This is a genomic window from Mesorhizobium sp. M1142, assembly GCF_040318565.1.
GTDB lineage: Bacteria > Pseudomonadota > Alphaproteobacteria > Rhizobiales > Rhizobiaceae > Mesorhizobium.
In genome coordinates this window covers 115,125-139,608 of the sequence record NZ_JAMYMK010000009.1, presented here as the reverse complement: position 1 = coordinate 139,608, position 24,484 = coordinate 115,125, and the positions used below count along the sequence as shown (strand labels likewise).

Below are 24,484 nucleotides of genomic sequence, written 5' to 3'. Positions count from 1 at the left end.
CGTCGGTCCATTCTGCTTTAGCCAGCCAAGATGGCAATGTACTATTTGGCAATAAGCTGGCCATGGTTGCCGGACTATTCTAGACCAGACCAGACCGAACCGAAGTGAAGCTAATGACCGCAGTCAACGATCGCGCCCGGTTCCTCATCATCGACGACCATCCGCTGTTTCGCGAGGCCCTGCACAGCGCAGTGCAGATGGCCTATCCGGAGGTCGACACGGTGGAAGCGCGCTCGATTGCCGAGGCGCTCGAGCTTCTGACGGATGCCAAGCCGTTCGACCTCGCATTGCTCGATCTCAGTATGCCCGACGTGCATGGCTTTGACGGGCTGCTGCAGCTCAGGACGCGTTATCCGCGCCTGCCGGTCGTCATCGTCTCCGGCTATGAGGAGCCGAAGATCATTTCCGAGGCGCTGTCCTACGGCGCGGCCGGCTTCATCCCGAAATCGGCACGCAAGAGCGATCTTGCCGCGGCCATCCGCTCGGTGATGGAAGGTGCGATCTATGTTCCCCAGACCTATGAGGGCCGGCCGCCCGACGCCGACAGCACCGACCGCGCCGAGATGGTACAGCGCCTGGCCACGCTGACGCCGCAGCAGCTCAAGGTGCTGCAGATGCTGCGCCAGGGCCTGCTCAACAAACAGATCGCCTACGAGCTGCAGGTCGGCGAGACCACGGTCAAGGCGCATGTCTCGGAAATCCTGCGCAAGCTCAACGTCTACAGCCGCACCCAGGCGGTGATCGAGGTCTCGAAGCTGGACAATGCCGAGCTGTTTCGCGATCCGGCGGGGTTTTGATCGCACGGAGGTGGCGCGTCTTCTGGTTGGCCGATCGGACGATGACATTGATGACAAATACGGCTGTAATTATTGTCGATCCTCGCTCGAGAGTGACGGCAGCCAACCAGAGCCTTCTGAGCATTGATTTCGGACGTCGACAAAAACGCCGCCGCCACAATTTTCCAAAGAGGAAACTGCTGGCCGCTGCCTCCAATTAGCGATCGAGCGATGATATTGGACGCTCGCTCAAACGGTTCGTCTAAGAGGATGAAAAAGCGGAAAAAATCTCTCACCTCGCTGAGAGGGTAGGAGCCCTTGCTCGTCTCCAAGAGCCACAGACCATGATCGTATCGCAACTGGAATTCTTGCACTGCCTACAAACCCTCAAAGTGAACAAGGACCAATATGCGAAAATCCAATAACGAGCGTTCGTCGTGTCCATTGTATACATGGAACACCTGATCCCTTGCGCAAAGCTACCGCCTCTGAGACGTCAAGCCAGCACATGCGCCAGCACGCCGCGCAGTCGCGCCGGCTTCAGCGGCTCATGTCGCAGAAAACCGCAGCCCCGTCATTCCATGCGACTCATACATGTACTTGAATTTATCAGAAACAATTATATGGAATCTCGTCCCGAAGTTGTCATTCAGGCGAAAAATATCAAACTCGGTCGAGAAACCATCAACGAGCCTTAGCTGATCAATGCGGTATATGTCTCCGTCTTCAAATGTTTCGAAAATAGACTCGGAAAAGTCGAACCCTTTTATCTCCTCCATGGGTACATATATTTTCAAGTCGCCCCTATCCGTCTTGGACGTATAAAAGAGGTGCTTGCTTCTCGAAACAATCGGACCAAACGCCTCGAATATCTCGCGCTTTGCAAACAAGACGCCTGGATGAGAGCTTGGTACGAAATCCGAGATAGGCAGCGGCCGCTCGTCATCAAAGCGAAAAAGCAACTTACTTTTGTCGACAGGCCCAGCCTCCTCCATCTCGAGGAAAGCCTGGGATCCATTTGTATTTCCGTCGTCGACGAGAATACAGTAGTCTCGGGCGTTTTCTTCTATTCTCCAATGCATCCTTGGCCTTTTCAAAATTTGGTACTGCCTGAAGCAGTTCGCCCATGCCCTCAGATGGGATCAAGCCAGCAGATGCGCCAGCAGCGCCCGGAGCTGCGCGGGCTTCAGCGGCTTGCGCATCAGCTCGATGCCAGCGGCGCGGGCGGCGTTGGCGACGGTCTCCGAACCGTCGGCGGTGACGATCAGCGCCGGCACGGCGCGGCCGAGATAATCACGGACCTCGGCGATTGTGGTGGTGCCGAGGTCGCCGCCGTCGAGATGCTGGTCGGCTATGACAATATCTGGCAACCAGTCGGTATCGCCAAGCAGGTCGAGCGCGTCACCGGTCGAGGTGGCGGGACGTACCAGGCATTGCCAGCGCTCGAGCAGGGAGGTCATCGCCTGCAGCACCTCGATGTCGTTCTCGACCAGCAGCACCCTTGTGCCGAACAGACCGTACCCGCGCGGCCGCTCCATGTCGACGGTGCCGGCGATTGGATCGGCCGTGTCGCCGATCCCGACCGGAACGTCGATATGGAAAATCGTGCCATGTCCGACCTTCGACGAAAACGTGACGGGATGGCCGAGTGCCGCGGCGATGCGGCGCACGATGGCCAGCCCCAACCCCAGCCCGCCGGCGGCAAGCCCGGCATCCGTGGGGATCACGCCCCGATGGAATTCCTCGAACACCGCCTCGCGCTGGTCGTCGGGGATGCCGCAGCCGGTATCGGCGACGTCGATGCGGATCGTGTCGCCGCGATGCCTGGTGCCGACCAACACGCCGCCCGAGCGGGTATAGCGCAGTGCATTGGACAGGATGTTCTGCAGGATGCGGCGCAGCAAGGTTCGGTCTGAACGAACGAGCGCATCGACCGGCCGGAACTTCAGCGTCAGCCCCTTCATCTCCGCGACCGGCTGAAAATCCGAGCGCAGAGACGAAAACAGCGTCTCCAGGCTGACATCGGTGATGTCGGGCTGCACGACGCCGGCATCGAGCTTGGAAATGTCGAGCAAGGTGCGGAGCAGGTCCTCCATCGTCTCCAGCGATCGCTCGACCTGGCGGACCAGGTTTCTGCCTTCCTCGGTGGTCTGTACTTCGGCAAGCGCCGAGACCGACAGATGCGCGGCGTTCAGCGGCTGCAGCACGTCATGGCTGGCGGCCGCAAGGAACCTGGTCTTGGACAGGTTCGCCAGCTCGGCGTTTTCCTTGGCTGCATTCAAGTCGATGTTCGACTGCTCCAGCCGGCGCAAGGTCGAATGCAGCTCTTCGGTGCGGCTGCGCACCCGGCTCTCAAGCGAAATGGCGGTCTGGAACAGCGAAAAGGCATTGCCTTGCTGGTCCATGGAGCGCTCGACGCGGCTGATCAGCGCGGCGTTGATCTTCTTCAGCCTTTCCAGGTCGTCGATGTTCCTGAGCGGCATGCCGGATTTCCTACTCCGCCGCTTCGGCCGCATTGCGTTCACCGAAGGCGATGCCGGTGAAGGTCTGGTTCAGATGCATCGAACGGTACTGTTCGCCATAGGTGCCGAAGCCGAGGACGTTGTTGACCTTGTAGAGTTCCGAAATCTCGCGATAGACCTGCCGATTGCGCGCGTCGAGCCGGCGCAGCACGCAGTCGAAACCGAGGATCAGGTCGATGCCGCCAAGCCTTTCACTGACGTCGCTGAGAGCGGCGCGGGTCGCCTCGACCATGTCCTTAGGCTGGGCGACGGCAAGCACGACACCATCGTCGATGGCGCAGAAGAACGACAGCGAGCCGTCCGCGTGCATCTTCTGGATTGAACGGCAGTAAAATTCGCCGCCGACTTTCACCACCACCGGGTGCGAGGCAAAACTCAGTGGCGTCAGCATCTGCGCGACGACGCCGACCGAGGCGGCATATTCCTCGGCGGCAATGGTGGCGTTGAATTCGCGCACGATGCGGTGGTCGGGATCGGATGCCGTCACCACCAGCTTCTCGTCGGTGGGAACGAAATTGTCGGTCTTGAACACGTGGAAAGGAATTTCCGTGGTGATCAGCACGATGATGGCGCTGTCGGAGGTCACTTTGCCGTTCGAGATCAGCCGCGTTGTCTCGAATTTCAAATCATCGCCAGCCGAACCGCCGATTAATGGAATATCGTCGAGCCCCCAATGGATGGCGGAGGTCACCGCTTCTTCGGCATAAGACAGGCCGTCGATCAAGCAGAGCGCGAAAGTGGTGTCGGCTCGCTCGTGCCCGAAGCGCTCGCGTAATGACCGCCTCAGCGCCTCGACTTCGCCGGTAATCCCGTCCATGCCCGATGAGGACAGATTTTCGACCATGGTGCTGGCTGCCGAAAACGATGCGGAGGGAAGCAGCATAGCCAGGATCTGGCCTTCCTCCAGCCCTTTGGGCGTTATCTCACCGGCCGTCGAGCAACCGGCATAGTGGAGCGCCGGCGCGTGGGTCTTCAGCGCTTCCGACAGGGCGACGGCCTCTATGAGTCTCTGCGAGAAAAACAGGAGGGCAAACCCGGCGTCAATGGCCACTGCTTCCGCTGCCACCGCCCGGGCGAACGCATCCGCGTCGGATTCGTCGGTGGTGAGCACCGAGAGGCCGCATGCATAGCGCGTCCGTGACTTGGCCAGCGGCTTCCTCCTCCATTTCCTCCGACGCTTTTTTTTGTGCGCGTCTGGCGCGCCGGCGTCGAGGTCATTGTTGTCTTGAAGCGGCGCTTTGGCAATGAGCCAACATGATGGATTTGAAGTTTCTACCGTTTGACGGCGTCAGCGCAGCCGCTGACGGACGGAAGGTGTGCGTCCCGTCGGGCGTGTCGTTATCTCGCACTTGCACAAAGTTGTAGTGCACTGCAATATAGCTGAGAATGCGGCCTTGAGCCCGCCTTTTGCAGAGGGGACCGGCATGACGGACATCTCCGCGACGCGTCTTGTCGTGGCCAGGCCTGTCGCCGACACATCGTCAAGGGCGAGGCTTGCCTATCTCGACGGCTGGCGCGGCCTGTCGATCGCGCTGGTGCTGATCGGCCATTTCTTCCCCGTCCCCGGCATCAATCTCGGCGTCCTGGGCGTCGAATTCTTCTTCGTGCTCAGCGGCCGGCTGATGGCCGAGATCCTGTTCGTCGAATACTATCCGCTGAAGAAATTCTTCAAGCGCCGGTTCTCCCGCATCTATCCGGCACTGCTGGTTTTCGTCGTCGTCGCGATGATCGCCTTGTCCGGCACGTTCATCGCCTTCAAGTGGAAGGCGGCGCTGACGGCGCTGACGTTCACCTACAATTACGCCGGAGTTCTCGTTACCCGCGCCGGCGCGCTCGACCATATCTGGTCGCTCTGCGTCGAAGAGCATGCGTATATCATTCTGGCTCTGATCAGCGTCGTCGTCCGGGGACGGTCCCGCGTCATCATGCTGCTCGGCGCTTTGTCGCTGCTGGCCATGGCGAACGGCGCCATCTCCTACTGGGTGCTCGCAATAGGCTACGAGGGCACCTATTGGCGCACTGACGTGCACATCGCCTCGATCCTGCTGTCGACGGTGTTATGCCTGCTCAAGGCCGACGACAGGCTGCCGGCGCTGCTCAAGGGGCCGCATGTTGCCCTGGCGGCCACAGTCGTGGCTGTGCTCCTTTTCATGGCTGCCGTGCCAACCCCCATTCACTATCTGGTCGCGGTGCCGCTGCTGGCGCTCGCCGTCAATTTGCTCGACTTCAGCAGCCGCTACCTGACCAGGTTTCTGTCGTCCCTGCCAATGACGATGCTGGGGCTGTGGTCGTATTCGCTCTATCTGTGGCAGCAGCCCTTTTATCAATTCGTCGACATACAAGGCAGTTCGCCGTGGCTGATGCTGGCGGCGGCGTTCGCTTGCGCGCTGTGCAGCTACTACATCATCGAAAGGCCGGCCCGCTCCTGGCTGAACCGCAATTGGTAGGGCGAACGGCGCCCGCCGTTTTAGCCGGCGATCCGCCTTGCATAATACCGCACGGCTTTCCTGCCACCGTGGATTACCGCGTCGCCCACTTCCGCAAAGCCGAGTGCGGCATGGAAGGCGTCCGAAGCCGGATTGGGCGGCTCGGCATTGACTTCGCAGGTGACGATCGCCTGGCTGGCGCGTGACGCCTGCTCGAACAGATCCTCATACAGCCGGCGGGCATGGCCGCGCCCGCGCGCTGCAGCGGCGACCACGACGCGATCGACATAGACGAACCGCGGGTAACGATCGCGAAACCACAGGAAGTTCGGGCTATCGTAGCTGGCGTCCTGGTCGAAGGTCATGATGAAGGCTTCGAGCGAACCGATACGGCGCGCGTAAAACGCTTCGCCGAGCAGGAAGGAAAGGCGCTCGGGTTCGAGCCACGACAATTCGGCGGCGTGCTCGTTGTTGAGCGCGAGGACGGCCGGCTCATCACGCGGCGAAACCCGCTCGATCGGCAAACGCGTTTCGATCATGTTTTTTCTGTCTTCCGGGATCATGTCCGGACGGCGGCGATGGTCGCCGCCACCATCGCCTCGTCGGTCCCGGTGTTGCGGTATTCGCGGTCGAGATCGGTGCCGCCCATGCCGACCCTTGGGTTGCGGTAACGCATAGCACTCGGCACCTCCTTGAGCGCGGCGAAATGCATTTCGCTCAACCCGGTTTTCCTCCGCACCTTGCCGATGTTCTCTGGGTCAAGCCCGCCGCAGCCGAGGATGATGATGCGGTCGCCGGCCTGCCTGACAAGATCGGCGAGCAGGTCAGCGCCCTCGAGCGCCGTGTCGCGCTGGCCGCTGGTCAGCACGCGGCCGACCTTGCAGCGGATCAGTGTCTCCAGCGCCTCTGTCGGGTCGCGCGTCATGTCGAAGGCGCGGTGGCAGGTGACGTTCAATCGCCCCGCCGCCTGCACCAGTTCGCTCATGCGCTGTTCATCGATCGTGCCGTCGGCATTAAGGCAGCCGATAACGACACCGGCGACGTCGGTGTCGGCAAGCGCGTGGACATCGGCGAGCATCGAACGATATTCGGCTTCGCTATAGAGAAAATCACCGCCGCGCGGCCGCACGATGACGTGGAACGGGATCGTCGCCAGCTCGAGCGCCGTGCGCACCGTGCCGAAGCTCGGTGTGATGCCGCCTTCGATCAGGCTGGCACAGAGCTCGACACGGTCGGCGCCAGCGGCTTGCGCGGCCAGCAGGCCGTCTATGCCTTCGACGCAGATCTCGATCAGCGGCAGGCGAGGGCGTTCGGTCTCGGGCATGGGGGATCCATTCATGATTTCAGCTGGCCAGCGGTAGCATCGGGCCTAGTGCGATGAAAGCCGGAACTGTTGGCTCAATGTGCTTGCGCCTGCCATTCCGCCGCTTGACACATTCATAACTTCAGAGTTATGCGTAAACGATAGCTGCTGGGTTATTGGTTCTCGTGGAGAGCGCGTTGGTGAACAGACCAGCCAAACCCCAAACAACGGGTCCGAAGTTATGACTGGAGCAACTACAGTCGAAACCAAATCCATTGTCGTCGAGCGTCTCATACCGCACGCGGCTGAAAAGATATGGCGCGCACTGACCGTGCCGCATCTGGTTGCCGAATGGCTGATGAAGAACGACTTTGCGCCTGTGCAAGGCCATCGCTTCACCTTTCGCGCGACGCCTGTACCGGGCTGGTCCGGCGTGACGAACTGCGAGGTGCTGAAGATCGAGCCGCCGCGCCTACTCGCCTACAGCTGGGGCGACGGCACCGAATCCGACAGCGGTCTGAAGACCGTCGTGACATGGTCATTGACGCCCGAAGGTACGGCGACCCGGGTGCGCATGGAGCATTCCGGGTTCCGGGCCGAGGACGAGCGCGGGTACGTCGGAATGGGAAGCGGCTGGCCGCGCATTCTCGAGCGGCTTGAGCAGGTGACTGCCTCGCAAAGCTGAAGATCCCTGCGCTCGCCGCAACGCGGCGGCCGGCGAACTGACAGAGCCAAGGATGTCGAGACCCCGGATGTGATGCTCATTCCCCGGGCCCGGCAGGCGCTGCTCGCGCTGGACAAGTCGACGGAAACGGCCGATCTGTCCTATGTGACGCGCAAGCTCGTCCATTTGCGCGCCAGCCAGATCAACGGATGCAGCGTCTGTATCGATATGCATGCGCCAGAATTGAAGAAGGCCGGTGAAAAGGACGAGCGCGTCTTCACCGTGTCCGCCTGGCGGGAAACACCTTACTTCACCGACGCCGAGCGCGCCGCACTGGCGCTGACCGAGGCGGCAACCCGGTTGGCTGACCGGCCGGATCCGGTGCCGAAAAGGCCCTTGCCGCCCTGGTCATCCAGATTGCCCTGATCAACGCATTCAACCGGCTCAACGCAACTACCAGGCAGATGATCGGCGCCTGGGGCTGAACGGGGCCGGGTTCTCGAAAGGTCACATCAGATACGCAGCTTGTGAGCGTTCGCGCGCACGAAGTCGATGAAGGCCCGCAGCTTCGGCGGTACGAGGCGGCGGCTGGGATAATAGAGGTGGAGCGGCTCGTAAGCGGGACAGAAAGGCTCCAGCACCTTGACCAGCGCGCCTGAGGCAAGAAGCGGCGCGGCGAGGCCCTCGACCGCGAAGGCGAGGCCAAGCCCTTGCGCGGCGGCGGTAATGCACAGCGGAAGCGTGTTCGCGACCAGATATGCGTCCGGCGTGAATGCGACTTCGCGTCCCTCCACGATGAACTCCCATGGCGAAATCGCGCGGGTGAGGGCGAATGCGATGCAGCGATGGGCGGCGAGGTCGGCCGGCCGCTTCGGCGTACCATTGCGCGCCAGATAGTCCGGGCTGCCCACCACGACCATCTGCAAGGGCCCGCCCAGACGCGCGCCGATCATGTCTTTGTCGAGAAGCTCGCCGATGCGCAGACCGGCGTCGAAGCCCTCGGCGGCGATGTCTACGAAGCTGTCGTCGAAAATCAGACTAAGCCGCACTTCGGGATAAGCATCCATGAACGGCCGCATCAGTGGCTCGATCAGCAGCGGGGCGGCGATCCAGGGCAGGCTGAGGCGCAGCGTGCCGGCGGGACGGTCGCGAGCTTCGCGCAGTGCCGCACCAGCCGCCTGGATATCTTCGGCTGCCGGGCGCACGTGGTCGAGGTATTGAGCGCCAGCTTCGGTCAAGCCAACGCTGCGAGTCGTCCGATTGAGCAGCCGCACCCCCAGACGCTCCTCGAGCCCCTTGACCGCCTCGCTCAACGAGGCCGGAGCGACGCCGAGCTCGGCGGCGGCGCGGGTGAAGCTTTTGGCCTCCGAAACTTTTACGAAAGCGACGATGCCGCTGAACTGGTCGAGGCGCATTGTAAGGATTTTCCAAATAGCCCTGTCGAATTCTACTGGTTTTTCCGGTGAACAAAAGGCGTCATGTTGAATCCGACGAACGGGCCTCGGTGTTGGGAACGGCTCGAACAGGGAAGGAAACAGGACCGATGACCAGGCTTGCTTCGCTCGCCGCCGCCGCTCTTCTGGCGGTGTCTGCCGCCCCGGCGAATGGCGGCCCGCTGGAAGACAGCAACATCCAACTCGTCAAGGACTACTACGCCGCTTATGCGACCGGGAATCCCGAGGCCGTCCGGCCCTTCCTCGCACCCGACATCGTGTGGCGCATTCCTGGCCATCATCCGCTTGCCGGCGACAAGCGCGGGCCGGACGAGGTGGTCGCCTTCTTCCGCGGCTTGGCCGACGGCAAATTCAAGGCCGAGCCGATCTTCTTCCAGGCGCAAGGCGACCTTGTCGTCGATGTCCATCGCGGCTGGTCGAATGTCGGCTCGGGTCCCGAGATCGACCAGCTCTACGCCCTGATGTTCCGCATCAAGGACGGCAAGATCACCGAGGCACAGAATTTTTTGACCGACATGTACCAGTCGGACGCCTTCTACTGGGCGCATTACCTGCTGAAGCCATTGCCCGGCCGACTTGCTGGCGAGCGCTGAGACGGCGGTCTTTTTCGCAACGCCGCGGTTCTCACTCCAAGCTAAAGGAGACTTGCAATGTTTAAAGCCCTGACATTTGCTGCAGCAACCGCCGTAGCGCTCGCCGCGTCCAATGCCGCCGCCGCACCGCGCGTCGAGCGCGTCACATTCTCCTCGCACGGTGAGCAGATCGTCGGCGAACTCTATCTGCCGGAGGATCTGGACGCGGCAAAACCTCGGCCCGCGCTGGTCGTGACCGGCGCCTGGATGACGGTGAAGGAACAGATGCCGGCCCGCTACGCCCGCGAGATGGCGGATCGCGGGTTCGTCGCCCTGACCTTCGATTTTCGCGGTTGGGGCGAAAGCGGCGGCATACGCCGCCAGTACGAGGATCCTAAGGCCAAGATCGCCGACATAGAAGCGGCGGTCGCCTATCTCGCGACCCGGCCCGAGACCGATCAGGACCGCATCGGCGGCCTCGGCATTTGCGCCAGCTCCGGCTACATGGTCACTGCCGCCGCCGAAGATACCGCGATCAAGTCGGTCGCTCTCGTCGCGCCCTGGTTGCAGGATGCCGAAGTGGTCGAGCAGACCTATGGCGGCAAGGAAGGCGTCGCCAGGCTTGAGGCCGCGAGCGATGCGGCAGAGGCCGCGTATCGCCGCACCGGCAGACAGGCGTTGCTGCCGGCCGCCAGCTTGAGCGACGATCGCGCGATCATGTTCAAGGTGCCTTATTACACCGAACCCGATCGCGGCATGATCCCGGCCTGGCGTAACGAGGCCGATCCGGCCTTCTGGCGCGGCTGGCTGAGGTTCGACGCCATCCAGGCTGCCCCGCGCCTGCACCAGCCCTTTCTGATGGTGCATAGCGAGGCGGCTGCCATTCCGCAGGGTGCGCACAAGTTCTACGCGCGGCTGACCAGTTCCAGGCAGGAGCTGTGGCTCGACAACGTCACCCAATTCGATTTCTACGATCGCGCCGCGCCGGTGAAGGCGGCGAGCGACGCCGTCGCCGCGCACTTCCGCGCGACACTGGGCAGTGCGGGGGAGGCGGGACAATGAGCGTCGTCACCCGCCGGCATATCCTGGCCGCGGCGGTTTCCGCCGCGATGATTTCCGCCGTCTCGGCGTCCGTTTCGAGCGCCTCGGGAGCTGCGCTGATGGTTGAAGACAGGATGGCCATCGCCGAGGCAGTGGCGGGGATCGGGCTGTATGCCGATCTGCGTGATTGGAACCGGGTCAAATCCTATTTCGCGGCCCGCGTCACGACCGACTATACCAGCCTCTTCGGCGGCGCAGCCGCGACCAGCGGCCGAGACGCGCTGATCGCGCAGTGGCAAGGACTGCTTCCAGGCTTCGACGCCACCCAGCACCTCATCACCAACATCATTGTCGAAGGCGCAGGCAATGACGCGGTTGCGCGCAGCCATGTCCGCGCAACCCACTGGATCGGCGGGCGTTTCTGGACGGTCGGCGGCCGCTATCTCCACCGGCTGGTGCGGGGGCCGGAAGGCTGGCGCGTCAAGGCAATCTCCATCCGCCGCTTGTACGAAGAGGGGGATCGCGCCGTTCTGGCCGCTGCGGCCGACCGGGTAAAGGCGGAGGCCAAATGAGTGTTCGGGTTTGCGCATGCCCAGCCACGCGGCGAGGTTGCTCGGAGCATCGGCAACGTGAATATTGATCGAAAATGTCGGGGCAGGCTTGGCGCATGCGGCATTAGTGGCGCCACCGCGGACACGAGACATGACCCTTTCACTGCAAGACGTTTCGGATCGGCTTGAGACTGTAGCGGGTTCTGAAGTTGATCCGCCGACGCGAGCCGTCGGCAGATCACGGTTGTTCCAGACCGCTCAGGCGGTCTTGCTCTTCCTCTGGCTCAAAGCGCCTAGCAGCGCCTCAGCTGCCTCGCTCGATGATGCTGGGTTCTGACCCGTGATAAGCTGGCCATCGACGACTGTGTGGACGCCCCAGTCCTTGACCTTGGAGAAAACCGCGCCGAGGCTGATCAGCTCGTCCTCGACCAAGAACGGCACGACATTCGTGAGACCTACGGTCTCCTCCTCGCTATTGGTGAAGCCGGTGACGTAGCGTCCCTGCACAAACGGCGTGCCGTCGGGACTGGTCACGCGATGCAGAACGCCCGGTGCGTGGCAAACGAGGGCGATCGGCTTGCCGGCCGCGATGAAGGATCCGATCAGCTTGATCGAATTCGGATCTTCGGCCAAATCCCACAACGGGCCGTGGCCGCCGGGGTAGAAGACCGTGTCGAAGTCCTTCTGGTCGACACTGTCCAGGCGCACGGTTTCTGCGAGCTGCGCCTTGGCAACATCGTCAGCACTGAAGCGCCGTGTAAGGTCGGTCTGGAACATAGGCTCGTCGCTTTTCGGATCGAGAGGCGGCTGGCCGCCCTTCGGCGAGGCGAGGGTGATCTCGGCGCCAGCGTCCTTGAAGACGTAGTAGGGGGCTGCCAGTTCCTCGAGCCAGAAGCCGGTCTTCTTGCCGGTGTTACCGAGAGTGTCGTGGGAGGTGAGTACCATCAGGACTTTCATTGTCGGATCCTTTTCTCAGGTGATGCCGCGCCAATGAGGCGTCGTAGTTGGTTGATTTGGAGCTCGATCGGCCGCGTCGGCCTGTCGATGCACGGATAATGGCACCTGCCCATGTATTTCAGAAATTTATTTCATTTATTTTATATATTCATGTCAGATTATATCTCGATGAGATACGATCTGAACCTGCTCCCGGTTTTCCTCGCCCTGATGGAAGAGCGGAGCGTGACACGGGCAGCAGCGCGACTGGGCATCACCCAGCCGGCGCTGTCCAATTCGTTGAACCGCCTGCGCGACACCCTCCGGGATCCGCTATTCATCCGGGAAAGGTATGGCATAAAGCCGACGCAATTGGCTGAGGAGATCGCTCCGACGATCGAAGCAGCGCTGGCGCAACTGGACGATCTCATTTGAACCAGCAGGAATTTCAGCCAGCAAAGGCCGAACGGCTGTTCACGCTTGCCCCCAACAGTTACGTGGAGCTTGTGTTGATGCCGGCCCTCGTCGCGAGGACGCGTGAGCTGGCGCCTGGTATCAAGCTCCGCATGACAGCATTTGGCAACGATCTCGCCGAGACCGGCGTCATTTCCGGTACCACGGCCATGGTGATTGGCCGGATCGTCGATCCGCCGGGCAATCTTGTCGTCCAGCATCTTATGGACGATGGGCTCGCCTGCGCGGTGCGCAAGGATCATCCCGACGTTCGAGACCATATTTCCCGAGAACAGTATGAAAGGCTCAAGCACGTGAACGTGCTCCCGCCGGGCCGGCTGCGGGCGGGCCTCTTCCAGGCATTGGAGCAACAAAACCTCAAGCGAGAGATTGCCCTTTCTGTCACGCACTTCCTGGCCGTGCCAGAGATGCTTGCCGTCACGGATTACTGCGCAACGCTGCCGAGACTGATCTGCCGCAGCCTTGAGAGGGATCCGCGCCTGAAGATACTACCGCCGCCCGTCGACCTCGGCACTTTTCCAGTGCAGATGGCTTGGCACATTCGCTACCGCCACGACCCAGCCCACAGGTGGTTGCGTTCGATGATCGGCGAATTGGCAAAAGAAATGGCGTCGGAGACCTAAGACGGCTTTCTTGTATCCGCGTTGATGTCCGCAAAGGCCAAACCGGGCCATTCATCGTGCCGTATGCCGAGCACCAGATCCGGACTTGCCCGAGCTATCAGCAAGCGGCAGCTAGGGTCGCACCATGCCGCCAACTAAGTGCTGTCCGTCACGACCGACTATACCAGCCTCTTCGGCGGCGAAGCCGCGACCAGCGGCCGCGACGCGCTGATCGCCCAGTGGCAAGGACTGCTGCCGCGTTTCGACGCCACCCAGCACCTCATCACCAACATCATTGTCGAAGGCGCGGGCAATGACGCGGTTGCACGCAGCCATGTCCGCGCAGCCCACTGGATCACGGGCGGTTCTGGACGGTCGGTGGCAGCTATCTCCACTGGCTGGTGCGGACGCCGGAAGGCTGGCGCGTCAAGGCAATCTCCATCCGCCGCTTGTACGAAGAGGGGGATCGCGCCGTTCTGGCCGCTGCGGCCGACCGGGTAAAGGCGGAGGCCAAATGAGTGTTCGGGTTTGCGCATGCCCAGTCGCGCGGCGAGGTTGCTCGGAGCATCGGCAACGTGAATATTGATCGAAATGTCGGGGCAGGCTTGGCGCATGCGGCATTAGTGCCGCCAACCGCGGAGACGGGACATGACCCTTTCATTGCAAGAGGTTTCGGATCGGCTCGAGATCGAACAGCTGCTTGTTCGCTATTGCTACGCTGTGGACGATCGCGACTGGGACGCCTATCGCAAAATATTCACACTCGATGCCGTGCTTGACGACACTGTAACAGGTGGAATCAGGAGCGGTGTGGATGAGCATGTTGCTTACATGAAAGGCGCCCTTTCGAAGATATTGATCTCGCAACACGCCATTTCGACAATCCTTCTGGACCTCCGAGGGGATGAGGCCAGCGCGCGCGTGCATTGTTCATGCCCGATGGTGGTCGACCTCGGCGAAGGCAAAAGGCAGGTCTTCTTCCAGGGGCTTTGGTATCGAGACCGCGTCGTACGCACGTCCGAGGGCTGGCGCATAAGTGAACTTGTCGAGGAAGGCTATTGGAATCACAATTTGCCGGAGGGGTTCGCGTTCTGACGTCTGTTGCGCGCTGTGCTGGATCCGCCCCCGGACGCCATTTTCAGACGTGGCAGCTACTGGCGCAACACGGTGTTCTTGGTGCCTTCTTCGACCTGGTCGATGACCAGCAGCTTGACCGGATCGGCGCCGACATTGGTCGCCTGATGCCATTGCCCGATCATCTCGATGATGAAATCACCTGTTTGATAGGTGTTGCTCTTGCCGGTCTCGACGTTGGTGACCTGAAGCGTGCCAGCCTCGACATAGGCATAGCGCGGAAACGGATGCTTGTGGACCGGCAAGGTCGCGCCCGGCGCGATCTGATAGGCCGAGACCAGGACCTGGACGTTCTTCTGGGGCAGCGTGATCGGCTGGCCGGACGCGGTCTCGGTGCGAGAGGCAAGCGGGGTTACGACAACCGGCGTCCCGCTGGCATCCAGCGCCTGGGCGCTGTTTGCAAACAGTGCAGCCGTGAGCAGCAGCGTCGGTGCCAAGATTTTTCGCATGATTCCCCCCGAACTGCGTCAGCATTGCGCAGCAAGCTTTGAGGCGCAAGGTTGTCTGTTCAGGAGCGCCTTATCCCGCTCTTCTGAACATGCCCGGCGTCATACCATGCATGGCCCGGAATGTACGGGAAAAATGGCTCTGGTCGGCGAAATCCGCCGTAATAGCGGCGTCGGCGAGGCCAAATCCCTGTTCGATCAGCGCGCTCGCCCGGCGCAATCGCCGGTCGCGGATATAGGCCGCCGGCGTCAGGCCAATTGCCTTGTTGAAATCGCGGATGACCTGGAACCGGGTCACGCCAGCCGCGCCGGCAAGCCGCTTGAGGTCGAGCTGCGAGCCAAGCTCGCTTTCGACAAGATCGCGGTACAGCGAAAATCTTCGCTGCGATCCGCAGCTTTCGATCTCTTCGGCCGGTCCGCTCGAGTCGCCATGCCGAACGATCAGTTGTCTAAGCGCCACGAGCAGGGACGTCTCTGCCGTCATTGTGTCCGGGGATGTCGAGCCCTGGTGCGCTGCCGTCAATGCTGCGGCGAGACTGCTGTCTTCGATCGTCGCGCGCGAAAACGCCGGAGCGCCGTCGCGGCCGAGTTCGCGGGTAAGCGCGGTCATCATCGGCACCGAAGGATAAAATGTCCGGTAGGCCCAGCCTTCATCCGCCCCGCGTTCGCCGTCATGCCACTCTTCAGGATTGACGACGGCAATGGCGCCCGCCGGAGCGAGAACGCTTTGACGGCCGATGCGAATGCGCTCGCAGCCGGCGGTGATCAGGGCGATCACATAGGTCGGGTGCGTGTGCAGGTCGTAGCGGTGCTGGGTGAAGCGCGCCTTGAACAGGCCCAGGTCGGGGAAGCACGGATGGCGCCAGTATTTCCCGGTCTCTGCCGCTTCGATTGTCTTTGCCATGGTCAATCCGGTTCAAGACGCTTTTCGTCGGGCCTTCTATGGCTGGCAGGATCAAAGCGCGCCGCCTTGCCGGCGTGAAGGAGGCATCATGCTGCATAATGACCCCATCGCCGCCCTGACACCAGAGGTCGTAGGCTGGCGGCACCATATCCATGCCAATCCGGAGCTCGGATTCAATGAATACGAAACGGCGCGTTTCGTTGCAGAGAAGCTGCGCTCCTTCGGCGTCGACGAGGTGCATGAAGGGATCGGCGGCACCGGCGTCGTCGGTGTCCTGCGCAGCGGTGGCGGCGCACGCGCCATCGGCCTTCGCGCCGAGCTCGACGCGCTTCCGGTGCTGGAGAAAACCGGCTTGGCCTATGCCTCAAGGAAAGAAGGAGTAATGCACGCCTGCGGCCATGACGGCCACACCGCCATGCTGCTCGGCGCCGCCAAACTGCTCAGTCAATCGCGCACCTTCGACGGCACCGTCACTTTCATCTTTCAGCCGGCCGAGGAAAACGAGTGCGGCAGCATGCGCATGATCGAGGACGGCTTGTTCAAGCGCTTTCCGGTCGAGGCGGTCTATGCGGTCCACAACTGGCCGGGCGTCAGGCTGGGAACGGTCGCCGCCCGCGCTGGTGCGCAAATGGCGGCCGTGGATAATTTCGAACTGATCTTCGAGGGTCTTGGCGCGCATGCCGCGATGCCGCAGCTCGGCGACGACCCGATCCTGGCCGCCGGCGCCTTTGTGCAAGCCGTCCAGCGCATCGTCAGCCGCTCGGTCGACCCGCAAAGCGCGCTTGTCGTCAGCCTCACGCAGATCCATGGCGGCAATGTCGGCAACATCGTGCCGGGCAAGGTCTGGCTGCAAGGCACCTGCCGCTTCTTCGAGCCCGGCCTTTCCGATCACTGCGAGATGCTGATCGGGGAGATCGCACAAGGCATTGCCGCCGCGTATTCGCTCAACGCCAGGCTCGACTACAGGAAGGGCCATCCGCCGCTGATCAACACGGCGGACGCGACGACCCGCGCCGTCGAGGCGGCGGCCTCCGTCGTCGGCCGGGAGAATGTCTTGACCGAGTTCAGCCCCAGTCTCGGCTGCGAGGATTTCGCTTTCATGATCCGCGACGCCGGCGGCTGTTATGCGTGGATCGGTGCCGGCGAGGTCGGCCCGGGCGAAGGCCTGCATGGCGACCGCTACGTCTTCAACGACGAGATCGTGCCGACGGTGATGCGCTATTACCTCAACCTCGTCGAGCAGACGCTTGCGCGGGCCGGTCCTTCTACAGCAGTTTTTCCGGCGTGATCGGCAACTCCCGGATCCGCTTGCCTGTGGCGTCGAAGACGGCATTGGCCACCGCAGCGGCAACGCCGGTGGCGCCGAGCTCGCCGATGCCCTTGCCGCCGATCGGGCTGGCATGCTCATCCACCTCGTCGACGAAGTGGATTATGATGTCGCCGGGAATGTCGGCATTGACCGGAATGGCGACCCCGGAAAGGTTCTTCGACAGGAACCGCCCAAGCACTGGTTCGTGCCTGCTCTGCTCCATCGCCGCCATGCCCCAGCCCCAGATGATGCCGCCCGTCATCTGGCTGCGGGCGGTGCGGGGATTGACGATGCGGCCGGCGCTGTAGCTGCCGACGGCGCGACGAAGCCTGAGCAGGCCGAGCCCCGGATCGACGCCGACCTCCATGAAAATCGCGCCGAAAGTGCGCATGGCGAGGCCTTTGCCATGCTGCGCCGGATCGAACGAGCCGGAGCCGATGATCTCGCCGATGTCGGTATGCCTCATAACGTCGGCGATCGTCTGACCGCCGGCAGCGCCTTTGCGCCGAATCTTGCCGTCCTGCATCTCCACCTCGTCCGGCAGCAGATTGGCAAGACGGGCAAGCTGCGAACGCGCATCTTCGGCGGCGGCAAGCACCGCCGCGCCCACCCCCATGGTCGATGACGAGCCATAGGTCGGTCCCGCCTCCGGCAGCTCTGTATCGCCCATTTCCAACTCGATCTTCTCCATCGGCAGGCCCAGCACATCGGCCGCGATCTGCGGAAAGATGGTGAGTGTTCCGGTCCCTATGTCCTGGGTGCCGGTGCGGATGAGCACTCTGCCGTCCCTGTGCAGCCTGACCTCGGCTGCAGGCGTCGGGTGGCGGAAACAGCCCATGGTACAGGTCGCCATGCCGTAGCCGATCAGCCAATCGCCATCGCGTTGCGGCTTGCGCGGGCGCTCGCGCCAGCCGAACAGGCGGGCGCCTTCCTCATAAGCCTCGCGCAGCTTCTTCGATGACCAGGGCTGGCCGGTGGCCGGATCCGTGTCCGCATGGTTGATCAGACGCAGGTCGAGCGGATCGATGCCGAGGCGGTGGGCGAGCTCGTCCATCGCGCTTTCGAGGGCCCAGGTACCCGGACCCTCGACCGGCGCGCGCAGCGCCGTCGGCATGGCGACGTTCGCGCGCTCGACACGCTGGCTGAGACGCATGGCCGGCGTGGCGTAGAGACCCTTCGAGGCTTCGGTGGCGAACTCGACGAAATCGTCGCTCACGGTGGTCAGGTTGACCACGTCCTGTTGCACGGCGGTCAGCTTGCCCGACCTGTCCGCAGCCAGCACGATCTTCTGTGCCATGCGCGGCTGGTAGCCGAGGCAGGAATAGGCATTGGCGCGGCTCAGCGCCAGCCTGACCGGGCGCTGCATGATGCGCGCCGCGGCGGCGGCCAGCACCTGATGCGGCCAGATCCAACCCTTGCCGCCGAAGCCGCCGCCGGTATGGCGGGAAATCACGCGGACCTTCCCGGCGGGGACATTCAAACGGGCGGCAAGCACCTGGCGGACACCATAGACGTGCTGCGTGGCGTCGTGCAGCGTCAGCTCTCCGTCGTTCCACTCAGCGAGCGTCGCCGAGGGCTCCATGGCGTTGTGGTGGCGCGACGGCTGCAGGTAGACGGCTTCGACCATGGCGGCTGCGTCGCTAAGCCCGCGGTCGACGTCGCCCTTGGTAAATGTCGGCTCCAGGAACAGGAAGCCGCTCTCCCTCGGCACGACCGCAGCCTTGTCGATGGCGGTCCACTTCGGCGGTGCCGGCAATTCCGGCTCGGCGAACTCGAAGCGCAATGCGACGTGGCGGGCACCGGCCTCCGCCGCCTCCAGCGTCTCGCCCAGCACAATGGCAAGCGGCTGACCCTCGTGACGTATCTCGTCGCCCTGCATGGGCATGAAGCTCTGCGCTGCCGGTGGGCCTTCGGCCTGCTGCATCTGCGTATCGGGCTCGGCCCTCGGCGATGCGAACCGGCCGAATTTGGGCATGTCCTCATGCGTGAGCACACGCACGACGCCCTTCTCGGCGAGCGCGTCGTCGACCATGATCGACGTCATGCGGCCGGCCGGAACGGGCGCGGTCACGAGTACCGCATAGAGCAGGTCGGGGGCGAAATAGTCGGCCGCATAGCGGGCGCGGCCGGTGACCTTGACGCCGCCGTCAGGGCGGGCAACAGGCTGGCTGATCATCATGACGACATCCTCGCTGCTCTTTCGATCGCCCGCAAAGCGGCGGTCTTGGCCAGTTCGATCTTGTAGGCGTTCTGCGACAAGGGACGCGCTTGGGCGAAGGATTGCTCGATAGCGGTGTTCAACGCCTCGCGATCGCCGATTTCGGCACCGGCGAGCTGCTCCTCGGCGGCGCTCAGCCGCCACGGCCGCAGCGCCACGGACCCCAGCGCCAGGGCGGCCCGACGGATAGTTCGGCCGTCCATCTCCAGCACAGCGGCGGCAGAGACGATGGCGTATTCGTAGGATTCGCGCTCGCGCACCTTGAGGTAAGCCGATCGCGGCGCCGGCGCCGGCAGCTCGATTGCCGTGATCAGTTCGCCTTGCTGCAACACATTGTCTGCCTCGGGCCGCGTGTCGGGAAGCAGGTGGAATTCCGCTGCCGGAATGCGCCGGCCGCCGCTGCGGTGCGCGGTGACGATGACCGCATCAAGTGCTGCCAGCGCCACGGCCGGGTCGGATGGCTGGGTGGCGACGCAATCCTCGGTCCAGCCGAATATCGCGTGATTGTCGTTGATGCCATGCAATGCCGAGCAGCCGGAGCCGAGCTGACGCTTGTTGCATGGCAACTGCTCTTCGGCACGGAAATAGGCACAGCGCGTCTTCTGCAGAAGATTGCCGCCTATCGTTGCCAGGTTTCTCAGCTGCGGCGATGCGGCGTTGAGGATCGCCTGGCTCAACACCGGATAGTCGCGCACGACCAACGCATGCTGCGCGACATCGTTGAGATGCGTCAGCGCGCCGATCGTCAAGCCGCCGCCGGGCAGTGTTTCGACCTGATCCAGCCCGTCGAGGCGGGAGATGTCGATGATCCGGGTCGGCTCGGCAATGCCAAGGCGCAGCCAGTTGAGCAATTCGGTGCCGCCGGCGAGAAAGGCGCTGTCCGGCGCGGCACCGGCTGCGATCGTGTCACCCAGGCTGTCGGCGCGTGCATAGACGAATGGGGTCATTGGCTCGCCCTCCCGGCCGCTGCGCGCACCGCCTCGACGATTTGCGGATAGGCCGAGCAGCGGCACAGATTCCCGCTCATCCATTCGCGGATCTCGGCATCGGAGCCGGTATGTCCCTCCTCGATCAGCGCCGCCGCTGACATCACCTGGCCGGGCGTGCAGAATCCGCACTGAAAACCATCATGATCGATGAACGCCTGCTGCACGGGATGAAGCGCATCGCCGTCTGCCAGCCCTTCGATCGTGGTAACCTCGCGTCCCTCGCAGGACACGGCAAGTATCATGCAGGCATTCACACGCCGCCCGTCGAGATGCACGGTGCAGGCGCCGCACTCGCCGAAATTGCATCCCTTTTTCGTTCCGGTCAGATGAAGCCGCTCGCGCAGCAGGTCGAGCAGCGTGACGCGGGTATCGAGATCGGAAAGGCTGTGATCCTCTCCGTTCACCCGCAACTTCAATAGGTGCCGATCGTGGAAGTTCATGTGGGGTACCTCGAAGCACATGCCGTACTCGCCGCAAGGACTCGTCCAGCAAGCAGCCACCCACCTGTCGAGGCGAAATAGGGCGGTCGATTCCGGGGAAAAGGCGCTGCCGGTCAGGGGAAGGCTAAAAAACGCGCATTCGAGATTTGCGGCGGAAAGGCCCTGAATGCCGCCGCAAAAAGTGCACTGTCACCGTAATTCGGGTGTGAAGTAACGCTGAAAGATTTATGGAGTAACGCATCAGCTTGGTTAGCCAGTTTTCGTGGGAGTCATTTGCCGATATAGGCGGCCAGCTCGTCAGGTGTCCCCATGGGAAAGGCGCGTTTCAGATGGTCGAGGAATGCGGAGACGCGCGCGCTCAGCAGCCGCCGAGAGGGATAGAGTGTCCACAGGGCGATGTCGGGTCCCTCGACATCCCCCCAAAGTACCAGCGTTCCGTCCGCCAGATCATGGCTCACTAGCGACACGGGAAGGCGTCCCGCGCCGACGCCCGCTCGCACTGCATCCCGGACCATGATGAGCGACGACAACGCAAGGACGGGCTCGATCGCGATTGTTAACCGGCCAGTGGGCGTCTTCACCTCCCAAGCCCCGCGATCTGTCGAACGCATGACGGCCGGGGTCGCCAGGCCTTCGGCCGGCAGGGCGAGGTCAGGACTTGCCACGACCACCAGCCGATCACGCAGAAAGGCTCGCCCAACGAGGCTCTCATCCGGATCCGGATTGACCCGGATCACCAGGTCAAATCCCTCTTCGATCATGTCGACGACGCGGTCTTCGGTCGTGACCTCGAGCCTGACCTCCGGGTATTTCAGGGCGAAGCCGGCGGCGATCTTCCCCATGGCGGTCTGTGCGAACAGCAATGGGGCGCTGATCCGCAACCGGCCGCGCGGCCTTTCGCCGCCTGAGGCGATCGCCGCCGTCGTCTCTTCGAGCTCGGAAAGCAACCGGCCCGCGCGCTCGAAAAGCGCGCGTCCTTCTTCCGTCAGCTTTAACGCGCGCGCGCCACGCTCGAACAGCCGTAGATCCAGACTCGCCTCCAGCTCCGCCACGCGTCGGGACAAGGTGGCTTTCGGGCGCCCGGCAGCGCGGGCGGCCTTACCGAAGCCCCCGTGGCGGGCGACCAGATTGAAATCAGCAAGGGCAAGTAGATCCATGTGTTCCACCTGTGGGACGGCGTGTTCAGATATAATGCCTACCGACACAAACGTGGATCACTAATTTTCTGGGACGCCATCCGGCTCAACTCAGGAGTAATCCCATGACCATTCTCGTTACCGGCGCGACCGGCAATGTCGGCCGCAACGTAGTCGAACAGCTCGTGAAGCGTGGCGCCGATGTGCGCGCTTTGGTTCGCGATCCCTCGAAGGCCAATTTCCCCACTGGCGTAGATGTCGTGCAGGGCGACCTGCTCGATGTCGATTCCCTGCGCAAGGCGTTCTCCGGCGTCTCCACCCTTTTCCTGCTGAACGCGGTGGTGGCCGACGAATACACCCAGGCGCTGGTAGCGCTGGCCGTTGCCCGTGAGGCCGGCATCGAGCGGATCGTCTACCTGTCGGTGATCCACAGCGACATCTACGTCAATGTGCCGCATTTCGCGGGCAAGTTCGGCGTCGAGCGGATGATCGAGCAGATGGAGCTCAACGCCACCATCCTGCGGCCCGCCTACTTCATGGACAACGACATCACGATCAACGACGTGGTGATCGGCTACGGCATCTATCCGATGCCGATCGGAGCCAAGGGCATCGCCATGATCGACGCGCGGGACATCGGCGAGATCGCCGCGATCGAACTCATCCGCCGCGAGCAGGCCGCGGCGCCGCTGCCGTTCGACCGCATCAACCTGGTCGGCCCCGACACGCTGACCGGCGCGGATGTCGCGGCCATCTGGGCGGATGTCCTGGGACGCCATGTCGCGTATCCCGGCGACGACACCACCGGCTTCGAACAGAACCTGCGGCAGTTCATGCCGAGCTGGATGGCGCTCGACATGCGCCTGATGGCGGAGCGCTTCCTCACGGACGGCATGGTCCCCGACGCCGGCGATGTCGATCGGCTGACCGCGCTGCTGGGCCGACCGTTGCGCTCTTATCGCGACTATGCGGCCGCAATTGCCGGCTGAGCCCCATCACCGACGTTCTGTCCAGGAGACATATCATGATTTACTCGACCGCTACCGTTCCGGTGAATCCCCGAGGCGAGACCAAGCTGACCCGTGCGCAGATATGGCAGGGCCTGGAACTCAAGGCGCGCGACGCCCGCCTGTTCCTGCCCGCAGGCCTCTGCACCCGTTGCGACGTCGTGGAGGAGAGCGCGACCCACTTCGTGCGCGAAGCTACGATCGCCGGTGCTGATCTGCGCGAAATCATCACGATCGAGCCGGAAAGCAAGGTCACCTTCTTCCAGGCGGCCGGTCCGCGCGAAGGCGCGGAAATCGCCTTCATAGCTAGTGGTCGGGTCATTCACATCAGAAAGTTGCGCCAACGGCAATTGCAACCAGCTGGTGAGCGAGCTGCTTCATAAGCACGGACGAAACGCAAAGCCAGTCCGTCAAAACGCGGGTGTAGATGACGTACTGCTTCACGGCTTTGTCCAGTTCAAGCGTTGTGCCTGACAAGGTAGTGGCCGAAGCATTGTCTAACGTCAACGTTCGTTGTGCCTGACCAAACGCTGAATAGCGGCGAACCCAAAGGCTCCCCAACGCAACGTACCCCGACTGTGCGCGTTCTAGTGAAATGGGAGAGCGCCATAGCCGATCTGACGGGGGTGGCCTGATGACAAATCGGAGCAACAGGGATGGCAAAGTTTAAAGAAGCCCTTGAGCGCGGGAAGAAAGCTCGCCGTCAGCAGGAGGAGCCCGTCGGCGGCGCGGAGATGGGGAAGCGAGATGGCCCCATGGCGGACTTCAGCGATCAAGCAAAGGCTTGGCTAAACGACGTCGTGATTGCATCGCTGGAGGCGGCCAAGGCGGACGTGGCAGGCGAGGTGACTGTCGACATAGACACCGCGCCACGCCGGCAGGTCAAAGCTTTAACCCCGTCGATTCGTTTCCAGATCTACAGGAAGCGAGAATTGGAGAAGACGCCTAGAAGAACCTATACGGTCAACGTTAAGGTGAGCGGGGCGGTGTCCGTATCTTCGCCGGGGATGGTGACCAAAGATGTGGGAAACATGGGGGATAGGTCCGACCTACGGGTCCGCACCGAACGTGGTCGAAATTGACGCAGCCAAACGGAAGGTTATTGCCGAAGTTGTGCGGCGGTGGATCACTTCAGAGGTAATCCGCAATTACCTTCGCAACCTGCTAAATCTGCCCGTAGAACGGGAGCTGCCGGCTGAGCAAAAGCATTTGCTGCAGGAACGTGATCGGGCCGACAAAGAGTGACTGCATGGCGCTCCATTGGTTCTCCCCGCCGGTCCCTGTCAGCACCGAGGGTAGCGGTTCGACGCGGAAGGTTAGCAACGCTGAAGCAGCCGCTGAGGAACTCCTGAAGTGGACCAACCATGGCCTTCAGTGGAACCTCGCGGTGCACGTATGCCTCGCTGTGATTGCCGACGAGATGGAGCCTGAGGAGTGCCGCAAGGCATTCTTGGCGGCTGCCAAGGAAGAGGGGTTGGTGCTACGCTCGTCTGATAGGGCCGAATGTGCCAGTTACCCGAGCCCAGTTCCCAAACATTCCTGATCCCTAATGCAACCATTCCCTCATCTCCGAGTTGCGC

The 24,484-nt window shown here is 62.5% G+C and carries 25 protein-coding genes and 3 pseudogenes; 15 read left to right on the top strand and 13 right to left on the bottom strand.

The window, feature by feature from the left end; all coding sequences use genetic code 11:
• The first annotated feature begins 113 nt into the window (after nucleotides 1-113).
• A complete protein-coding gene (locus tag NKH42_RS16915) occupies nucleotides 114-797 on the top strand; it encodes a response regulator (protein WP_254818245.1) in 684 nt (227 codons plus the stop codon).
• A 527-nt stretch (nucleotides 798-1,324) separates the two neighbouring features.
• Here the strand turns inward: NKH42_RS16915 and NKH42_RS16910 are convergent.
• From NKH42_RS16910 to NKH42_RS16900, 3 genes are read right to left on the bottom strand one after another with little or no spacing between them, the layout of a single operon-like run.
• A complete protein-coding gene (locus tag NKH42_RS16910; protein ID WP_352505806.1) occupies nucleotides 1,325-1,858 on the bottom strand; it encodes a hypothetical protein in 534 nt (177 codons plus the stop codon).
• A 60-nt stretch (nucleotides 1,859-1,918) separates the two neighbouring features.
• Nucleotides 1,919-3,259: an ATP-binding response regulator gene (locus NKH42_RS16905; RefSeq protein ID WP_352974320.1), complete on the bottom strand. Its 1,341-nt coding sequence runs from the start codon at nucleotides 3,257-3,259 to the stop codon at nucleotides 1,919-1,921.
• A 10-nt stretch (nucleotides 3,260-3,269) separates the two neighbouring features.
• Entirely contained in the window at nucleotides 3,270-4,409 is a 1,140-nt protein-coding gene (locus tag NKH42_RS16900) for an FIST N-terminal domain-containing protein (protein ID WP_352505808.1), read from the bottom strand.
• A 313-nt stretch (nucleotides 4,410-4,722) separates the two neighbouring features.
• Between NKH42_RS16900 and NKH42_RS16895 the strand changes: the two genes are divergently transcribed.
• The gene (locus tag NKH42_RS16895) at nucleotides 4,723-5,745 is read left to right on the top strand and encodes an acyltransferase family protein (protein ID WP_352505809.1); all 1,023 of its coding nucleotides are present in this window, start codon (nucleotides 4,723-4,725) and stop codon (nucleotides 5,743-5,745) included.
• A 20-nt stretch (nucleotides 5,746-5,765) separates the two neighbouring features.
• Here NKH42_RS16895 and NKH42_RS16890 read toward each other — a convergent pair whose 3' ends face one another.
• Nucleotides 5,766-6,263, bottom strand: coding sequence for a GNAT family N-acetyltransferase (locus NKH42_RS16890; protein WP_352505810.1), 498 nt, complete (start codon nucleotides 6,261-6,263; stop codon nucleotides 5,766-5,768).
• Nucleotides 6,264-6,283: 20 nt separating this feature from the next.
• Complete coding sequence (locus NKH42_RS16885; RefSeq protein WP_352505811.1) at nucleotides 6,284-7,048, bottom strand: copper homeostasis protein CutC; 765 nt, start codon at nucleotides 7,046-7,048, stop codon at nucleotides 6,284-6,286.
• Between the two features lie 220 nt (nucleotides 7,049-7,268).
• On the opposite strand from NKH42_RS16885, the gene NKH42_RS16880 reads away from it, so the two are divergent.
• A complete protein-coding gene (locus NKH42_RS16880) occupies nucleotides 7,269-7,712 on the top strand; it encodes an SRPBCC family protein (protein WP_254818252.1) in 444 nt (147 codons plus the stop codon).
• Nucleotides 7,713-7,784: 72 nt separating this feature from the next.
• A pseudogene (locus NKH42_RS16875) lies at nucleotides 7,785-8,176 on the top strand (carboxymuconolactone decarboxylase family protein).
• Nucleotides 8,177-8,203: 27 nt separating this feature from the next.
• Here NKH42_RS16875 and NKH42_RS16870 read toward each other — a convergent pair.
• The gene (locus NKH42_RS16870) at nucleotides 8,204-9,106 is read right to left on the bottom strand and encodes a LysR family transcriptional regulator (protein WP_352505812.1); all 903 of its coding nucleotides are present in this window, start codon (nucleotides 9,104-9,106) and stop codon (nucleotides 8,204-8,206) included.
• Nucleotides 9,107-9,234: 128 nt separating this feature from the next.
• Here NKH42_RS16870 and NKH42_RS16865 point away from each other — a divergent pair, with 128 nt between their 5' ends.
• Genes NKH42_RS16865 through NKH42_RS16855 form a run of 3 tightly spaced genes read left to right on the top strand, consistent with a single transcriptional unit; the run spans nucleotide 9,235 to nucleotide 11,330 of the window.
• Nucleotides 9,235-9,738: a nuclear transport factor 2 family protein gene (locus NKH42_RS16865; protein ID WP_352505813.1), complete on the top strand. Its 504-nt coding sequence runs from the start codon at nucleotides 9,235-9,237 to the stop codon at nucleotides 9,736-9,738.
• Nucleotides 9,739-9,795: 57 nt separating this feature from the next.
• Nucleotides 9,796-10,779, top strand: a complete 984-nt coding sequence (locus NKH42_RS16860) for an alpha/beta hydrolase (RefSeq protein ID WP_352505814.1) — start codon at nucleotides 9,796-9,798, stop codon at nucleotides 10,777-10,779.
• On the top strand, nucleotides 10,776-11,330 hold the full coding sequence (locus NKH42_RS16855; protein ID WP_352505815.1) for a nuclear transport factor 2 family protein: 555 nt from the start codon (nucleotides 10,776-10,778) through the stop codon (nucleotides 11,328-11,330). The genes NKH42_RS16860 and NKH42_RS16855 overlap by 4 nt, the downstream gene beginning before the upstream one ends.
• 237 nt (nucleotides 11,331-11,567) lie before the next feature.
• Here NKH42_RS16855 and NKH42_RS16850 read toward each other — a convergent pair whose 3' ends face one another.
• The gene (locus NKH42_RS16850) at nucleotides 11,568-12,266 is read right to left on the bottom strand and encodes a type 1 glutamine amidotransferase domain-containing protein (RefSeq protein WP_254818257.1); all 699 of its coding nucleotides are present in this window, start codon (nucleotides 12,264-12,266) and stop codon (nucleotides 11,568-11,570) included.
• A gap of 168 nt (nucleotides 12,267-12,434) precedes the next feature.
• Between NKH42_RS16850 and NKH42_RS16845 the strand changes: the two are divergent.
• From NKH42_RS16845 to NKH42_RS16835, 3 genes and pseudogenes are all read left to right on the top strand, one after another.
• Nucleotides 12,435-13,342: pseudogene (locus tag NKH42_RS16845) on the top strand (LysR family transcriptional regulator).
• A 138-nt stretch (nucleotides 13,343-13,480) separates the two neighbouring features.
• Nucleotides 13,481-13,822, top strand: a complete 342-nt coding sequence (locus NKH42_RS16840) for a nuclear transport factor 2 family protein (protein WP_352505816.1) — start codon at nucleotides 13,481-13,483, stop codon at nucleotides 13,820-13,822.
• A 147-nt stretch (nucleotides 13,823-13,969) separates the two neighbouring features.
• On the top strand, nucleotides 13,970-14,416 hold the full coding sequence (locus tag NKH42_RS16835; RefSeq protein WP_352505818.1) for a nuclear transport factor 2 family protein: 447 nt from the start codon (nucleotides 13,970-13,972) through the stop codon (nucleotides 14,414-14,416).
• A 56-nt stretch (nucleotides 14,417-14,472) separates the two neighbouring features.
• Here NKH42_RS16835 and NKH42_RS16830 read toward each other — a convergent pair whose 3' ends face one another.
• A complete protein-coding gene (locus NKH42_RS16830; protein ID WP_352477692.1) occupies nucleotides 14,473-14,904 on the bottom strand; it encodes a cupin domain-containing protein in 432 nt (143 codons plus the stop codon).
• A gap of 70 nt (nucleotides 14,905-14,974) precedes the next feature.
• Nucleotides 14,975-15,805 (bottom strand): helix-turn-helix transcriptional regulator, encoded by an 831-nt coding sequence (locus NKH42_RS16825; RefSeq protein WP_352505819.1) that lies wholly within the window; start codon nucleotides 15,803-15,805, stop codon nucleotides 14,975-14,977.
• Nucleotides 15,806-15,893: 88 nt separating this feature from the next.
• On the opposite strand from NKH42_RS16825, the gene NKH42_RS16820 reads away from it, so the two are divergent.
• Nucleotides 15,894-17,093: an amidohydrolase gene (locus tag NKH42_RS16820; RefSeq protein ID WP_352505820.1), complete on the top strand. Its 1,200-nt coding sequence runs from the start codon at nucleotides 15,894-15,896 to the stop codon at nucleotides 17,091-17,093.
• Here the strand turns inward: NKH42_RS16820 and NKH42_RS16815 are convergent.
• The 4 genes from NKH42_RS16815 to NKH42_RS16800 all read right to left on the bottom strand — a co-directional run bounded on the left by NKH42_RS16815 (nucleotide 17,071) and on the right by NKH42_RS16800 (nucleotide 21,918).
• Nucleotides 17,071-19,293, bottom strand: coding sequence for a xanthine dehydrogenase family protein molybdopterin-binding subunit (locus NKH42_RS16815; protein WP_352704567.1), 2,223 nt, complete (start codon nucleotides 19,291-19,293; stop codon nucleotides 17,071-17,073). The two genes, NKH42_RS16820 and NKH42_RS16815, sit on opposite strands and share 23 nt — an antisense overlap.
• A complete protein-coding gene (locus NKH42_RS16810; RefSeq protein ID WP_352751322.1) occupies nucleotides 19,290-20,279 on the bottom strand; it encodes an FAD binding domain-containing protein in 990 nt (329 codons plus the stop codon). The genes NKH42_RS16815 and NKH42_RS16810 overlap by 4 nt, the downstream gene beginning before the upstream one ends.
• A complete protein-coding gene (locus tag NKH42_RS16805; RefSeq protein ID WP_352737162.1) occupies nucleotides 20,276-20,761 on the bottom strand; it encodes a (2Fe-2S)-binding protein in 486 nt (161 codons plus the stop codon). The genes NKH42_RS16810 and NKH42_RS16805 overlap by 4 nt, the downstream gene beginning before the upstream one ends.
• Before the next feature lie 269 nt (nucleotides 20,762-21,030).
• Complete coding sequence (locus NKH42_RS16800; protein WP_352646766.1) at nucleotides 21,031-21,918, bottom strand: LysR family transcriptional regulator; 888 nt, start codon at nucleotides 21,916-21,918, stop codon at nucleotides 21,031-21,033.
• A gap of 104 nt (nucleotides 21,919-22,022) precedes the next feature.
• Here NKH42_RS16800 and NKH42_RS16795 point away from each other — a divergent pair, with 104 nt between their 5' ends.
• The 4 genes and pseudogenes from NKH42_RS16795 (at nucleotide 22,023) to NKH42_RS16780 (ending at nucleotide 24,447) form a co-directional block, all read left to right on the top strand.
• On the top strand, nucleotides 22,023-22,886 hold the full coding sequence (locus tag NKH42_RS16795; RefSeq protein WP_352737161.1) for an SDR family oxidoreductase: 864 nt from the start codon (nucleotides 22,023-22,025) through the stop codon (nucleotides 22,884-22,886).
• Nucleotides 22,887-22,921: 35 nt separating this feature from the next.
• Nucleotides 22,922-23,200 (top strand): annotated as a pseudogene (locus NKH42_RS16790) (AtaL-like protein); the annotation flags it as partial.
• A gap of 360 nt (nucleotides 23,201-23,560) precedes the next feature.
• A complete protein-coding gene (locus NKH42_RS16785; protein ID WP_352688231.1) occupies nucleotides 23,561-23,986 on the top strand; it encodes a hypothetical protein in 426 nt (141 codons plus the stop codon).
• Nucleotides 23,987-24,153: 167 nt separating this feature from the next.
• Nucleotides 24,154-24,447: a DUF982 domain-containing protein gene (locus NKH42_RS16780; RefSeq protein WP_352704558.1), complete on the top strand. Its 294-nt coding sequence runs from the start codon at nucleotides 24,154-24,156 to the stop codon at nucleotides 24,445-24,447.
• The last annotated feature ends 37 nt before the right edge of the window (nucleotides 24,448-24,484 follow it).

Bases quoted from the DNA above. Each gene is read 5' to 3' on its own strand.
- NKH42_RS16895 (WP_352505809.1), top strand. From the start codon at position 4,723: ATGACGGACATCTCCGCGACGCGTCTTGTCGTGGCCAGGCCTGTCGCC.
- NKH42_RS16885 (WP_352505811.1), bottom strand. From the start codon at position 7,048: ATGCCCGAGACCGAACGCCCTCGCCTGCCGCTGATCGAGATCTGCGTC.
- NKH42_RS16785 (WP_352688231.1), top strand. From the start codon at position 23,561: ATGGCAAAGTTTAAAGAAGCCCTTGAGCGCGGGAAGAAAGCTCGCCGT.
- NKH42_RS16830 (WP_352477692.1), bottom strand. From the start codon at position 14,904: ATGCGAAAAATCTTGGCACCGACGCTGCTGCTCACGGCTGCACTGTTT.
- NKH42_RS16905 (WP_352974320.1), bottom strand. From the start codon at position 3,259: ATGCCGCTCAGGAACATCGACGACCTGGAAAGGCTGAAGAAGATCAAC.
- NKH42_RS16805 (WP_352737162.1), bottom strand. From the start codon at position 20,761: ATGAACTTCCACGATCGGCACCTATTGAAGTTGCGGGTGAACGGAGAG.
- NKH42_RS16850 (WP_254818257.1), bottom strand. From the start codon at position 12,266: ATGAAAGTCCTGATGGTACTCACCTCCCACGACACTCTCGGTAACACC.
- NKH42_RS16880 (WP_254818252.1), top strand. From the start codon at position 7,269: ATGACTGGAGCAACTACAGTCGAAACCAAATCCATTGTCGTCGAGCGT.
- NKH42_RS16870 (WP_352505812.1), bottom strand. From the start codon at position 9,106: ATGCGCCTCGACCAGTTCAGCGGCATCGTCGCTTTCGTAAAAGTTTCG.
- NKH42_RS16815 (WP_352704567.1), bottom strand. From the start codon at position 19,293: ATGATGATCAGCCAGCCTGTTGCCCGCCCTGACGGCGGCGTCAAGGTC.
- NKH42_RS16910 (WP_352505806.1), bottom strand. From the start codon at position 1,858: ATGCATTGGAGAATAGAAGAAAACGCCCGAGACTACTGTATTCTCGTC.
- NKH42_RS16835 (WP_352505818.1), top strand. From the start codon at position 13,970: ATGACCCTTTCATTGCAAGAGGTTTCGGATCGGCTCGAGATCGAACAG.
- NKH42_RS16890 (WP_352505810.1), bottom strand. From the start codon at position 6,263: ATGATCGAAACGCGTTTGCCGATCGAGCGGGTTTCGCCGCGTGATGAG.
- NKH42_RS16825 (WP_352505819.1), bottom strand. From the start codon at position 15,805: ATGGCAAAGACAATCGAAGCGGCAGAGACCGGGAAATACTGGCGCCAT.
- NKH42_RS16800 (WP_352646766.1), bottom strand. From the start codon at position 21,918: ATGGATCTACTTGCCCTTGCTGATTTCAATCTGGTCGCCCGCCACGGG.
- NKH42_RS16780 (WP_352704558.1), top strand. From the start codon at position 24,154: ATGGCGCTCCATTGGTTCTCCCCGCCGGTCCCTGTCAGCACCGAGGGT.
- NKH42_RS16810 (WP_352751322.1), bottom strand. From the start codon at position 20,279: ATGACCCCATTCGTCTATGCACGCGCCGACAGCCTGGGTGACACGATC.
- NKH42_RS16820 (WP_352505820.1), top strand. From the start codon at position 15,894: ATGCTGCATAATGACCCCATCGCCGCCCTGACACCAGAGGTCGTAGGC.
- NKH42_RS16915 (WP_254818245.1), top strand. From the start codon at position 114: ATGACCGCAGTCAACGATCGCGCCCGGTTCCTCATCATCGACGACCAT.
- NKH42_RS16860 (WP_352505814.1), top strand. From the start codon at position 9,796: ATGTTTAAAGCCCTGACATTTGCTGCAGCAACCGCCGTAGCGCTCGCC.
- NKH42_RS16795 (WP_352737161.1), top strand. From the start codon at position 22,023: ATGACCATTCTCGTTACCGGCGCGACCGGCAATGTCGGCCGCAACGTA.
- NKH42_RS16855 (WP_352505815.1), top strand. From the start codon at position 10,776: ATGAGCGTCGTCACCCGCCGGCATATCCTGGCCGCGGCGGTTTCCGCC.
- NKH42_RS16865 (WP_352505813.1), top strand. From the start codon at position 9,235: ATGACCAGGCTTGCTTCGCTCGCCGCCGCCGCTCTTCTGGCGGTGTCT.